The organism is Nocardiopsis sp. CA-288880 (assembly GCF_050955985.1).
Lineage (GTDB): Bacteria > Actinomycetota > Actinomycetes > Streptosporangiales > Streptosporangiaceae > Nocardiopsis > Nocardiopsis tropica.
On sequence record NZ_CP192105.1, the window covers coordinates 4,543,633 to 4,556,434 of the forward strand.

General features: G+C 72.6%; 11 protein-coding genes. 7 read left to right on the forward strand and 4 right to left on the reverse strand.

Annotated elements, in window-relative coordinates; translation table 11 throughout:
- Nucleotides 1-179 precede the first annotated feature (179 nt).
- The 3 genes from ACQPYD_RS19885 (at nucleotide 180) to ACQPYD_RS19895 (ending at nucleotide 3,086) form a co-directional block, all read left to right on the forward strand.
- Entirely contained in the window at nucleotides 180-626 is a 447-nt protein-coding gene (locus tag ACQPYD_RS19885) for a hypothetical protein (protein ID WP_433697097.1), read from the forward strand.
- A 264-nt stretch (nucleotides 627-890) separates the two neighbouring features.
- Entirely contained in the window at nucleotides 891-1,748 is an 858-nt protein-coding gene (locus tag ACQPYD_RS19890) for a maleylpyruvate isomerase family mycothiol-dependent enzyme (protein WP_433697098.1), read from the forward strand.
- Between the two features lie 369 nt (nucleotides 1,749-2,117).
- Nucleotides 2,118-3,086, forward strand: a complete 969-nt coding sequence (locus ACQPYD_RS19895) for an alpha/beta hydrolase (protein WP_433697099.1) — start codon at nucleotides 2,118-2,120, stop codon at nucleotides 3,084-3,086.
- 74 nt (nucleotides 3,087-3,160) lie between these two features.
- Here the strand turns inward: ACQPYD_RS19895 and ACQPYD_RS19900 are convergent, their stop codons facing one another.
- Complete coding sequence (locus ACQPYD_RS19900) at nucleotides 3,161-4,408, reverse strand: FAD-dependent oxidoreductase (RefSeq protein WP_433697100.1); 1,248 nt, start codon at nucleotides 4,406-4,408, stop codon at nucleotides 3,161-3,163.
- A gap of 97 nt (nucleotides 4,409-4,505) precedes the next feature.
- Between ACQPYD_RS19900 and ACQPYD_RS19905 the strand changes: the two genes are divergently transcribed.
- Entirely contained in the window at nucleotides 4,506-5,504 is a 999-nt protein-coding gene (locus tag ACQPYD_RS19905) for a helix-turn-helix transcriptional regulator (RefSeq protein ID WP_433697101.1), read from the forward strand.
- 160 nt (nucleotides 5,505-5,664) lie between these two features.
- Here the strand turns inward: ACQPYD_RS19905 and ACQPYD_RS19910 are convergent, their stop codons facing one another.
- The 3 genes from ACQPYD_RS19910 to ACQPYD_RS19920 form a co-directional block, all read right to left on the reverse strand.
- The gene (locus tag ACQPYD_RS19910) at nucleotides 5,665-7,716 is read right to left on the reverse strand and encodes a HelD family protein (protein WP_433697102.1); all 2,052 of its coding nucleotides are present in this window, start codon (nucleotides 7,714-7,716) and stop codon (nucleotides 5,665-5,667) included.
- 172 nt (nucleotides 7,717-7,888) lie between these two features.
- The gene (locus ACQPYD_RS19915) at nucleotides 7,889-8,716 is read right to left on the reverse strand and encodes a helix-turn-helix transcriptional regulator (protein WP_433697103.1); all 828 of its coding nucleotides are present in this window, start codon (nucleotides 8,714-8,716) and stop codon (nucleotides 7,889-7,891) included.
- 518 nt (nucleotides 8,717-9,234) lie between these two features.
- Nucleotides 9,235-9,492 (reverse strand): carboxypeptidase regulatory-like domain-containing protein, encoded by a 258-nt coding sequence (locus tag ACQPYD_RS19920; protein WP_433697104.1) that lies wholly within the window; start codon nucleotides 9,490-9,492, stop codon nucleotides 9,235-9,237.
- 459 nt (nucleotides 9,493-9,951) lie between these two features.
- Between ACQPYD_RS19920 and ACQPYD_RS19925 the strand changes: the two genes are divergently transcribed.
- From ACQPYD_RS19925 to ACQPYD_RS19935, 3 genes are read left to right on the forward strand one after another with little or no spacing between them, the layout of a single operon-like run.
- Complete coding sequence (locus ACQPYD_RS19925) at nucleotides 9,952-10,788, forward strand: lysostaphin resistance A-like protein (protein ID WP_433697105.1); 837 nt, start codon at nucleotides 9,952-9,954, stop codon at nucleotides 10,786-10,788.
- Nucleotides 10,785-11,948, forward strand: coding sequence for a sensor histidine kinase (locus tag ACQPYD_RS19930; RefSeq protein ID WP_433697106.1), 1,164 nt, complete (start codon nucleotides 10,785-10,787; stop codon nucleotides 11,946-11,948). The genes ACQPYD_RS19925 and ACQPYD_RS19930 overlap by 4 nt, the downstream gene beginning before the upstream one ends.
- On the forward strand, nucleotides 11,945-12,604 hold the full coding sequence (locus ACQPYD_RS19935) for a response regulator (RefSeq protein WP_433697107.1): 660 nt from the start codon (nucleotides 11,945-11,947) through the stop codon (nucleotides 12,602-12,604). The genes ACQPYD_RS19930 and ACQPYD_RS19935 overlap by 4 nt, the downstream gene beginning before the upstream one ends.
- Nucleotides 12,605-12,802: the final 198 nt, after the last annotated feature.

Genomic DNA, 12,802 nt, shown 5'->3' on the forward strand with positions numbered 1-12,802 from the left:
GTGAGTTTTGGAGTACCCCCCACCCCCGGGAAAGCGGTCGAACACACAGCGGGCGACAGGCAAAGGGCCCTGACGAGCCCCGCATGGCCACCTCCGGACATCTTTCCCGGTTTTCGCCTGTTCAGGGGAACGCCACTGCATGATGCTTCGACACGCTGGCGAACACGAGGGGGATATCGGTGACACCAGAGATCGAGGCGGCGCACCGAGCGCTGCGGGGCTTACTGCTCCACGATGGGCTTCCTGAGAACCACAAGGCGGACATCACGACCGCGGGCGAGGCCTTTCTGGGAGTGCTGTCCGCGTTCTTCAGGAACGTCATGGAGTACGCGTTCACCGGCCATGAGCCAGCCGCCCAGGTTCACGCCTACCTTGAGGACCTCAAGCGCTGCTATCCCTCGGAGCTGCACTCCCTGGAACCAGCCCGCATGGCGCTGTTCGTCCTGGAGCAGATCGGCCCTGGAGCGCCACCCCCGGGGCAGACCCGCCTGCTGGTGGGCTCGGACGTGTTCACCCCGATGTCCCTACTCACCTTGTACACCGCGAAGCAGGAGGGCTTGGCGGGGGAGAGACTGGAGCTCTACCTCTTCGGTGCCACCGCCCGGTATTACGAGGGCGAACTCTGACAGGTCCGCGTTGGGGCCGCGTTGGATGAGCCTATCGCGCATGGAGTTCTCGAAAACCCCTTCTCACCAGGGCTCTCAACCTTCCCAGCGGCCCGGTGACAGGGCTCACCGCGTTCACCGGGTGGTCTCCGTCACCGGCCGAAGGGCCGACGCCACAACCTGTCGTGAGCCTCCCCTGCCCCGTTGGGGCCCGACGCTTCCCGGAGTGGCGCAACGACGGGATATCCGATGGAGGAACAACCCTGCGCGCGGCAGGCTACGGACATGAACTCCCAGTCCAGCGGGCTGCCGGACCACTCCTGGCTCGGCGCCCCGATCGACGCCCGTCCCTTCTTCGCCCCTGAGCACACCGCGCTGATGGCCACGCTTCGGGGGCTGACACCCGCCGACTGGCGTGAGGAGGCGGTGCCGGGATGGACCGTGCGCGATCTCGCCGCGCACCTTCTCGGAGACTGCTACGGACGGCTCGCCCGCGGCCGCGACGGCCACCGGGAGGGGCCCTCCTTCGCCGCGGGCGAGACGCTGGAGGCGTTCATCCACCGCATCAACCAGGAATGGGTGGACGCCTGCCGCCGGGTGAGCCCGGCCGCGCTCACGGACACCCTGGGGCTGATCGGCCGGCAGGTCGTCCGCTTCTTCGAGACGGCGGCCCCGGACGCTCCGTCGACGGGGGTGTCCTGGGCCGGTGTCGACCCGGCGCCCATGTGGCTGGACAGCGCCCGCGATCTGACCGAGTTCTGGACCCACCGCCAGCAGATCCGCCACGCCGCCGGCCAGGACACCGATCCCGACCCCCGGCCCCTGTCGCTGGTCCTGGACACCTTCATGCGGGCCCTGCCCCACACCTTGCGCGAGGTCGACGCACCGGTGGGAACGCAGGTCCGGGTGAGCGTCGACGGCCCGGCCGGCGGCCTCTGGACCGCCACGGCCACCGGGGACCGCTGGTCCCTGGCCGAACCCGGCGTCCGGCACCCGGACGCGACCCTCCACCTGGACGCCGAGACCGCCTGGCGGCTCTGCACCCGCGGCATCGAGCCGGACACCGCCCTGGCCCGCGCCCGCGTCGAGGGCGACCCCCGCCTGGCCGGGGCCGCCTGCCGGATCGTCTCCGTCATCCACTGACGCCCCGGCCCCACCAGGAGGCGGTGATCCGCTCCCGGCAGGACCTCGGCCGCGCCGGTGATGGCCGCCCGTGGTCGATGCCCTCCCCGCCGCCCCTGACCCGCGAACTCTGCCGCGGCTACCGGGACGGGCTGGAACACCGTTGCCGGACCGCCGCTCTTCCTGAGCACCTCGAACTCCCGGGGCACCGGCCGGGTCACCGCGACCGCCCTCCACGGCGACGACGACCGCCCTACCCTTGAGTGCGCGTCGCTGTTTTCCCGACCCGTTGCCCAGGACGTCTCCGCGCGGAGACGTCCGTGCTCGTCCAGGCGGCCCCACACCTGGGGAGGCAGTTCCGTCGGCGCGGGCTCTCCCCCACTGCCCCCCTTGCCACCCGACAGGACCAAGCTCATGAAGAAGGACCCCCGTATCGCCTGGCGGCCCGCACTCGCCGCACGGGCGCTCCAACTGGCCTACCCCGCGATGAACCGCTTTCTGCTGCTCCCGCCGGAGGTGGAGTTCGCGACCAAGCCGATCGCCGCGCCTGCGACCGTGCGGGTCCCGACCCGCCACGGCGATATCGGCGCCCTGGTCTTCAGCCCCACCTCCGAGGACATCGAGTCGCAGCTCGCCGACGGTCGCAGCCCTCCGGTGCACATGCTGATCCACGGCGGGGGGTTCATCACCCGCTATCCGCTCGGTGAAGGCAACGTCGCACGCTATCTCGCCTCCGAACTGGGCTGCTACGTCGTCATGCCCGACTACCGTGCCGCCCCCCAGGTCTGCCATCCGGTGGCCGAACAGGAGTGCTACGACTCCTACCTCTGGGTCCGCGGCAGCGGCGCGGCCCACGGCTGGGACGGCGACCGGGTCTCCGTCGGCGGACCCAGCGCCGGCGGACACCTCTCCCTGGGCGTTGCCCTGACGGCCATCGAACTCGGAGCCCCCTCCCCTGCGGCCCTGTCCGTGGAGTTCGCCCCGGTCGACCTGACGCTGCCGAATGCGCGGCGGACCTCGCCCCGGTCCCGGCCCGTCGTCGGAAAGGCGTTGATGGACCTCGTCATGAACACCTACTTCGCCGGAGCGGACACCAGCCTCCCGCTGGTCTCACCCGCGCTGCACCCGGCACTCGACCGGCTTCCCCCGACCCTGGTCATCACCGCCGAGCACGACACCCTCAGGGACGAGGCGGACCGGTTCGCGGACGCCCTCGAACGCGCGGGCGTCGAGGTCGTGCACCGCGTGTTCGAGGGCGTCGACCACGGATTCATCTACCACCGACCAGCCGGGCCCGCCCGCGCCGCCATCTCCCTGATGGGCGAGCACCTGGGCTCGGCCTTCCGACGCCCCCTCTGATCGAAGGAGCGGACCGGGTCGAGAGCGCGCGGCCCCTTCCGCTGCTCCCACCGGTCCGCCGGCGCTGATCGGTCTCAGCGGCGGTGGAGCAGCCGGGTGGCGGCGGCCAGGAGCGGGGTGGTGAGGGTGGTGGCGGCCGCGCCGAGCACGGTGTCGGTGGCCAGGATCCAGCGGACGGTCATCATCCCCCGGGTGATGGCCTCGCTGCCCCGCAGGCGCATGGCCGCCTCGAACCGGTCGACGGCCGCGGTGAGCTCGGCGGGGTCGTCTCCGGCCCCGCCGAGGTTCCCGACCAGGTCGGCCGCGTCGCGGACGGCGGCGCCGGCCCCCATGCCGGCGGTCGGCGGGGTGGCGTGGACCGCGTCCCCCAGCGCCGTGATCCGGCCGGCGGGCCACGGTGCGAGCTCCCGTGCCCGTGGTGAGGCGGCGTTGAAGCGGAAGGCGGCCACGGTGCTGGGGTCGGCGCGGTCGAGGACCTCGAGCACGTGCTCGCTCCAGCCCAGCTCGGCGAACCGGGCCGTCAGCGCCGCCTGCAGTGCTTCGCCGTGCAGGCCGCGCAGGGCGTCGGTGGCGGAGGACTCGGGGAGCATGGCCCCCCAGATGTAGGTGGGGCCCGTGGTGAGCGCCATGCACAGTTCGGGCCTGTCCAGTGCGGCGTTGCCGACGGGGTCGAGGTAGCCCACGTAGAGTGCGGCGCCGTGGCCGCCGAGCGCCAGGCCCGATCGCGGCCCCAGCCGTTCCCGCTCGCTCCGGCTCAGTGCGGGAAGCGGTGTCCGTCCGGAGAAGCCGATGATGCCCGCCGGGGTGTTCGTGGGACCGCCGGCCAGGTGCCGGGCCACCAGGGAGTGGGTGCCGTCCGCTCCGACCAGCAGGTCGCCGGTGACGGGTGCGGCGTCGGCGAACTCCACGCGCGGTGTCCCGTGGTCGTCGTGGCCGACCCCTGTCGCCGTCCGGCCCAGGTGGAGGTCGTCGCCGACCGCTTCGGCGAGCAGCGTGCGCAGGGTGATGCGGTCGATGTCCACGCTCGGGTCGGCTCCGAGGTCCGGGCCGTGTCCCAGCAGGCGGCCGCGCCGGTCCCAGAACGCGTCGCGGTCGCGCAGCCGCAGCGCCGAGGACGAGGCCAGCAGCCGCTCGAAGACCTCCGGTGGGAGCAGTTCCCCCAGCGCCGTCTGGGCCCGCTGGTCGAGTGTGATGTGGTATCCGCCCGTGGCCGCGACGTCGGTGTCGCGGTCGAACACCGCCACCTCGATCCCGCGGCGGCGCAGTCCGGCCCCCACCGCGAGTCCACCGATTCCGCCACCGACAACGACGACACGCACCATGTTCCTGCTCCTTCTCCGTTCCGGGCTCGTCCCGGTCATGCAGGAGGATGGGGCATGTAGTGGCCATCGAATGTCCACTACTGCCCATAATGGGGTGGTGGCGGATACTTCACGGCGGGCGCTGCGGCTGCTCTCACTGCTCATGGCCCGGCGCCAGTGGCCGCTGGGCGAGCTCGCGTCCCGGCTCGGCGTCAGCGAACGCACGGCGCGGCGCGACATCGAGACCCTGCGCGGGCTCGACTACCCGATCACCACCGTCCGCGGGCCCGACGGGGGGTACCGGCTCGGCTCCGGCCACACCCTCCCCCCGCTGCTGTTCGACGACGATCAGGCGCTCGCGGTCTCGGTGGCCCTGCAGACCGCTCCGAGCACGGTGTTCGGCCTGGCCGAGGACGCGGCCAGGGCACTGGACACGCTCACCCAGGTGATGCCGGCCCGCGTGCGGGCGTCCATGGAGGCCTTGCACCTGACCAGGTTGCAGAACTACTGGGAGTTCCCCACCCCGCCCGTCGACCCGGACGCGCTCACCGCGGTCGGCGGGGCGGTACGCCACCGGCACGTGCTCACCGTCCAGACCCTGCGCTCCGACGGGTCGCGGGCCGTGCCCGGGGACGGGGACTTCGTCCCCGCCCGGCGCGTGGAGCCGCATCACCTGGTCGTGTGGGCCGCACGCTGGTACCTGGTCGCCTACGACCTCGCGGAGGAGGCCTGGCGCATCCACCGTGTGGACCGGCTGGTCCCCCGCCCGACGACACAGCCCTTCACCGACCGCGCCCTCCCCGGTGGCGACGTCGCCCGGTTCGTCATGACCAGCCACGACCGGGGCGACGTCCCCGCCGACTGGCCGTGCATGGGAACCGCGCGCCTGGACCTGCCCGCCCACGTCGTCGCCCGCTGGGCGCCCGGCGGGTCGGTCATCGAGCACCTGGACGCCGGCCACTGCCGGCTCACGCTGGGAGCGTGGTCGTGGGCCGGTGTCGCCGGGATCCTCGCCACCTTCGACACCGGGATCACCGAGGTGACCCCGGCGGAGCTGGTCGGCGCCTGCCACCGCCTCGCCGGACGGTGGTCCGCCGTCACGGGGCCGACCGCGTAGGGAGCGGGCGCGGCCCCCGGCGGGGGCGCCAACCGTGGTCGCGCCCCGCCGCACACCCGCCGCCGGCACGGTCCCGGTTCCGCCTGGGCTTCCGCGCCTGCCCGACGTGCCCGAAGCCCTCCTCCGCGCCCCGGCCGGACGTCCGGGCGGGCGCCGGCCCTCAGACCGGCAGGTGCGGGCTCGGCCGGCCGCTGTGGGTCACCGTGAGCCGGTGCAGGGCACGGGTGCAGGCGATGTAGAGCAGCGACCGGTCGGCCTCGGAGCCGTACTCCTCCGCCGAGGCCCGGGCGACGATCACCTCGTCGAACTCCAGCCCCTTGGCCAGGCTTACGGGCAGCACGGTGACGTCGTTGGCGAGCACGCCCCGGGATCCGCCGGTCGCCAGGGCGAGGCCCTCCAGCTTCTCCGACAACAGCCGGTGCAGGTCCTGCGCCTGCGAGCGCGACCGGGTCACGATCGCGAGCCGGCCCTCCCGCGCGGCGCGGAACCGGCCGACCTCCTCGGTGAGCCACCCGGCCTCCGCCTCGGACGTGTCGAAGCCCAGCACCCCGGGTTCGTCGCCGTGGCGGTCGATGGTCGCGACGTGGGTGCCGCGGATGCGGGAGGCGAACCCCATGATCTCGCTCGTGGAGCGGTAACTGCGGTTCAGCTCCATCACGCGTGCGTCCTCGAACAGCCCCCCGAGGTCCTCCGGCGCGTAGTCCTCGGTGTTGCCCAGGGCCTGGGCCACGTCGCCGAGAACGGTCATGTTGCACCGGAAGAGCTTCCGGAGCACCGCGTACTGCGTCGGCGAGTGGTCCTGCATCTCGTCGATCACCAGGTGCCGGATCTCCCTGTCGCCGTCCAGTCCCGTGAACGCGGCCGCGGCGAAGAGGTAGGGGTACACGTCCGCCCACTCCAGGGTTCCCGGCGACGGCGCCCGGAAGACCGTCGGCGCGTCGGCGCGCCGGTACAGGTCGCGGTAGAGCGCCCGCGTGCTCTTGACGGTCAGCATGGAGGTGAGTTCCCTGTTCACCTCCCCGGCCTTGGGCAGGGACGCGGCGGTGGGGTCCTCGAGGCGGGCCCGCTGACAGAGGTGTTCGGCGATCCCGCGAAGGCGCGCCCTGACCGGCACGGACGCCATGTGGTCGAACCGGGTGCGCAGCTCCTCGGCCTCGACCCGGAAGCTTCTGACGCGCAGGTCACGGGGCACGAAGCAGTTCCGGACCGTCTCGGCCACGGCCTGCTCCAGCCACCGGTGGAACGCCAGGGTCGACTTGGCGCGCGCCCGCTCGTGTGCGGCACCGTCGCACGGCTCGACGGGGTCGACCGGGTCGGTGAAGCCCGTCCGGTGCCCCTCGAGCCGGCGGCGCGCGATGCCGGCGAGGTCGAGGGCGACGACCGCTTCTTCGCCCAGTTCGGGAAGCACCTCGGAGACGTACTCGGCGAAGAGCCCGTTGGGGGAGACGATGGCGATGTTGTGCGCCTTCAGCCGACCGCGCTGTCGGAACAGCAGGTAGGCGATGCGGTGCAGCGCGATGGAGGTCTTCCCGGAGCCGGCGACCCCCTGGATCACGAGCGTGCTGTCCGACTCGTTGCGGATGATCGCGTTCTGCTCGCGCTGGATCGTGGCGATGATCGAGCGCATGTGGGCGTCGCTCGTGCGCCCGATCTCCTCCAGCAGGATGTCGTCGCGGATGGCGTCCGCCGTGTCGACGACGAACCGCAGCTCGCCGTCCTCGATCTTGATCTGGCGTTTGCGCTCGATCCGCCCGGTGATCCGTCCCGAGGGCGCTTCGTACTCGGCCCGGCCGGGCTCGGCCTCGTAGAACATCCCGCCGAGGGGTGAGCGCCAGTCCACCACCGCCGTGCGGCCGGAGTCCTGCAGCCCCTGGCGTCCGATGTAGTGGGGTTCGGGTGTGCCCGTCGAGTCCGCCGTGAAGTCGAGTCGGGCGAAGTAGGGCGAGCTGCGCATCGACTGCAGTCGTTCGCGCAAGCGCACGGCGTGGGCGCCCCTGGCGTCGATGTCGCGCAGGATCAGTTCGTTCTGGTACATCTCGGTCGGGTCGATCTCGCCCCGGTTCTCCGCCATGTAGGACTTGACCTCGCGGTAGTCGGAGTCGTGGGAGCCGAGGGACTCGGTCAGCGCCCCGATCCTGTTCTCCAGGCCGCGCAGGGTGGCGGCGAGGCGGTCGCGTTCCTCGGAATACGGGTCCGGTGGTGCTGAGGTCACAGTGGTGCTCCTGGGGTTCGATGCGGATGGCAGGCGGGGCGACCCGGACCCGCGGCGGTGCGCCCCGGGCACGGGTCGGGGCGGCGGCCGTCTCGTCGAAGGGCCGCCGTGTCGTGTGTGCGAAGGGTCCCCGCCCTGTGGTCGGGCGGAGGTACCACGCCCGAACCTCAGTCTACCTATCGGTAGGTAGGGCGTGGACGAGCTCGAACCGCTGGGTCGGATAGCCGAACTCGACGCTCAGAGGCGCGGGCCGGAACCCCAGGCCCAGCAGGGTTCGGCGGTGGCCGAGGTCGGCCCGGTCGCCCTCGCGGAAGCTCGTCACCGACAAGCGCGGATGACTCTCCCCCGCCTTCCGAAGGAGCGTGCGCACCACCGATGACCCGCGCGCCAGCGGGTGCACCGCCAGGTAGTCGATGTGGCCGTCCGCCGGATCGATGGTCATCGCCGCCGCGGGCCGGCCCCCGCGGTGGGCCGTCAGCACATGGTGCGAACCGGACCGCGCGTCTAGGGCGGCGGTGTGCTGTTCCGGGTCGAGCACCGGAAGCATGTCGACCGCCGCTAGCGACAGCGGAAGGAGCCGGTCGGCGCCGATCCGGTCGGTGACCTCGAAGCCGTCGGCCGCGCGCCCGAACCCCCACTCGGCCCGGTCGAACGTGTACGGCAGCAGGAGCGGGAAGAACCGCCGGGTGCGCCGCCACCTGGCGGGCGGCAGGCCGTAGAACGACGAGAAGGCGTGGGTGAAGGACTGCTGGTCGGCGAACCCGTGGTCCACCGCGATGTCGAGGACGGGGTCCGGCGTCGCGGCCAGCGCCCGCGCCGCCTCGGTCAGCCGCCTGCGTCGGACGTAGGAGTGGACGGTCAGCCCGAGCGCGCGGTGGAACGAACGGTGCAGGTGGTGGGCGGAGTACCCGACCCCTGCCGCGACGCGGTCCAGGCGCAGATCGGTGTGCAGGAAACGTTCGATGAAATCGACCGCCGCCGCGTGATCGGTTGAACGCATGATCTCCTCGCGTGGGCCTCCTCCCGGTGTGGTCAGCTGTTCGGTCCACCGGCGCCTTCAAGGCTAGCCAGGGGCGCCTCCGGTCGGCTTGCTCGATCTTGCGCAGTTGCAACAGCTCGACCGCCGGAAGAAGTCCGGCCCCCGGAGCGGTCCCGCATGCCCTCCACCGCATCGGGGTCCCGTCCCGGGTCGGCGGGTCCAGAAGGCGTCCCGCGCCCGGTCGCGCCGAGAGGCGTGCGCCGACGGCTTCGAGAACGTTGGATCGCTCCTCACCCTGCGGACAAGGGAGTGGAGCAGTCGCAGAGGCTGGGGGCACCGATGGCAGGTCGGGCGCACCGGGGCTCGGCAGTCCGGATGTCGCCGGCTACGCCGCCGCGGGCGCCGGGCCGAGCGCTTCCCCGCCTTCGCCGGTAGCGCTCGCACGTCGGCCTGCCGTCGCCGACCGATCACGTGAGACGGGCTCTTGCTCCGCCGGGCGAACACTCTGCCGGGGCAATCGGTCAGGTGGTGAATGGCCGTCAGGGGAAGTGCAGGTCGACGACGGCGTCGTCTGCCCCGAGAACCACTGTTTCCGTCTCGGTCCTCGTTGCGTCCTTCGTCCCGTGGATGTCCCAGCTGCCCTGGTGCAGGACGAGTCGGTAGCTTCCGTCGTCGATGGTGCGTGAACCCTTCTCGTGCGAGGGCACGGGCGGGTCCTCGTTCGACGACCATTGGATGACCACTCCTTCGACCGGCTGCCCCGAGGAGTCGTACACCGTTCCCGTGATGGCCGTCATCCCGGTTTCCCCGGGACTTCGACCGGGGTCGTCATTGCTGACCATTGTCCAGGGAGGAGCGCACGAAGAGGCCAGGAGAGCCGTTGCCACGACGCATACTCCCCGCACGCGCATACCGGCCATGCACACCACCGTCTTTTCTGAAACAGCCCTACCCGAGGGAGCGGAAGCGGACTGGTACCGGTAAAGGCGCCGGCCCATTTTAACGGCTTTCGGTATCAGGGCGGATTCACCGGCTCAGGCATGGGGTCGTACCGCGCCGGAGTGGTCCGCGCGGCCCGGTTCGTCACCCCTTGCCCGCGAGCCCGACGGCCCGGGCCGGGATACTCCCCGGCCCGTGTCCCCCGGAAGAGCTACGCGCAGGTGTCCACCCCATGGTGACGACTTCGCCCCGCCCCGGTCGGTAGCGTTCTCACCAGTCGCGGCTCCCCTGCCGCACCGATGTCATGAAAGACCCCCATGAGACTTCTCTGGCAGCTCCTGGCCGTCGCCGCGGTCGCCTTCCTCGGCGGACAGGCGGCCTTCGCGGTCCAGGACAACACCTGGCTCACCCTGGCCCTGGGCCTCCTCACCGTCGTGATCTCGGTGTTCGTCTACCGGTGGGTGGTGCGCCGCACCGAGAAGCGCGAGGTGACCGAGCTGGCCTGGAAGGGCGCCACCGCCGCCACCAGCTGGGGCACCCTCCTCGGGGTCGGCCTGTTCGCCCTGGTCATCGCCAACATCACCTTCCTCGGCGGCTACCAGGTCCACGGTCTGGGCTCCCCGATGAGCGCCCTGGGCCTGGTCGGCTTCATGGGCGCCGCCGCGGTGACCGAGGAACTGATGTGGCGCGGGGTGCTGTTCCGCATCATCGAGGAGCGCGCCGGCACCTGGATCTCCCTCGGACTGACCGGCCTGGCCTTCGGCCTCGTCCACATGGCCAACCCGCACGCCACCCTGTGGGGCGCCATCGCCATCGCCATCGAGGCCGGCGGCATGCTCACCGCCGCCTACATCGCCACCCGCAGCCTGTGGCTGCCCATCGGCCTGCACTTCGGCTGGAACATCGCCGGATCCGCCCTCTTCGGCACCGAGGTCTCGGGCAACGGCACACCCCCGGGGCTGCTGGACGCCACCATGTCCGGCCACACCCTGATCACCGGCGGCGGGTTCGGCCCCGAGGGCAGCGTCTACTCCGTGGTGTTCTGCGTCATCGCCACCGTGGTGTTCATGTGGATCGCCCGCCGCCGCGGCCGGATCGTTCCCGTCCGCCGGCGTGACGCGCGACCCGCCACCACCGCCACACCTCCCCGGTGACCTCTCTCCAGCGGCTCTCCCACCTGTGGCGGCGGCTCGACGTCACCCTCCAGGACCTGCCCCTGGCCCTGCTGCTCCTCTCCGTCTCCCTCATTCCGTCGACGCACGGCTACGGGACCGATTTCGGCGGGGTGGCGGACCGCCCCTTCGACGCCCTGGGACTGCTCGCGGCCGCCCTGCAGTGCCTGCCCCTGGCCGTGCGGCGCCGGTGGCCGGCCCTGTCCCTGGCCGTGGTGGCCTGCGGCTTCGCCCTCGACCAGCTGAGCGGCTACCACCTGGTCGCGGGCACCGCGTTGCCCATCGCGCTGTTGAGCGCCGGCGCCCACCTCCACCGGCACCGGCCCACCGCCGCGGTGGTGGGCTCGGCGGCCTACGTGGTGCTGGCGGTCGCGTTGACCCGGGTCGGCGCGGGAGAGTCCCTCCCCTCCTACCTGGCTTTCTACGCGACGCTGGCCTTCGCCTGGGGGACGGGGGCGTGGCTGCGGTCCACCCGCGCCGCCGAGGCCGAACGCCGCCGCTTCGTCGCCGAGGCCACCCGCACCGCCGAACGCACCCGCATCGCCCGCGAGCTCCACGACGTCGTCACCCACCACGTGACCGCGATGGTCGTGCAGGCCGAGGCGGCCCGCTACCTGACGGCCGCTCCCGAGCGGCTGGACGAGACCCTGACCGCGGTCACCGACACCGGTCGGCGGGCCATCACCGACATGCGCCACCTGCTCGACGTCCTCGACCCCGACCACTCCGCGCCCGTGCCCGGGTCCGACGAAGGGCTGCTGTCCGTGGTGGAGCGCACCCGCAGGGCCGGGCAGCCGGTGGAGTTCACCGAGGAGGGCGCCCCGGCCGCCTCGCGCGGCAGCGCCGACCTCGTCGCGCACCGCGTCGTGCAGGAGTCCCTGACCAACGCCCTCAAGTACGCGCACGGCAGCCCCACCACCGTCCGCGTGCGCCACCGCCCCGAGGAGATCACCGTGAACGTCACCACCGACCGCTCCGGGCCTTCGGGCCTCCCGGCCGGGGGCGGCGGGCGCGGCCTGGCCGGCCTGCGCGAACGCGTCGAGGTGCTGGGCGGCGAGTTCACCGCGGGTCCGCGCGAGGGCGGGGGGTTCGGCGTGAACGCGCGCATCCCCGCCCGCGCGCCGGCGGGCGGCCGGGCATGAGCGGGCCGATCCGGGTCCTGGTCTGCGACGACCAGGTGCTGATCCGCACCGGGCTGGTCACCATCATCGACGCCCAGGCCGACCTCGAGACCGTCGGCGAGTGCGGGGACGGCGGGGCGGCGGTCGAGCTCGCCGAGCGGCTGCGCCCCGACGTCGTGGTGATGGACGTGCGCATGCCGGTGCTCGACGGCATCGGGGCCACGCGGCGCCTGGCCGGAGCCGGGGTGGAACACCCCGTCAAGGTCCTCGTGGTCACGACGTTCAACCTCGACGAGTACGTCTACGAGGCGCTGCGCGCGGGCGCCAGCGGGTTCCTGCTCAAGGACGCGCCGCCCGGACAGCTGCTGCACGGGATCCGGACCGTGGCCTCGGGCGCGGCGCTGCTGGACCCCGACGTCACCCGCCGGCTGGTCGGCAGGTTCGCCACCCGGATCCGGCCCTCCCGGGCCGAGCCGGCCGATGTGCCGCTGACACCGCGCGAGCTGGAGGTCCTGCGCCTGATCGCGGACGGGCTGTCCAACGGTGAGATCGCCGCGGCCCTGTTCATCAGCCAGGAGACGGTGAAGACGTTCGTCTCGCGGATCCTGGCCAAGCTCGGCCTGCGCGACCGGGTCCAGGCGGTGGTCTACGCCTACCGGCACGGGCTGGTCACCTGAGCCTGCGTCGGCGCACGGGCGGGGCGGGCGCGGGCGGAGGTTCCCGGCCCCCGGCGGGTCCGGGCCGGGGTGGGCAGCTCCGTCCCGGCCCGCTTCTCCCCGGGGCGGCGGAAATCAGCGGCCGACGGCCGGGCCGGGCGGGGCGGGCCGCCCCCGCTTCGGCGGCAGGTTCGGCGGCAGGGGGCGGACGAGCTCAGC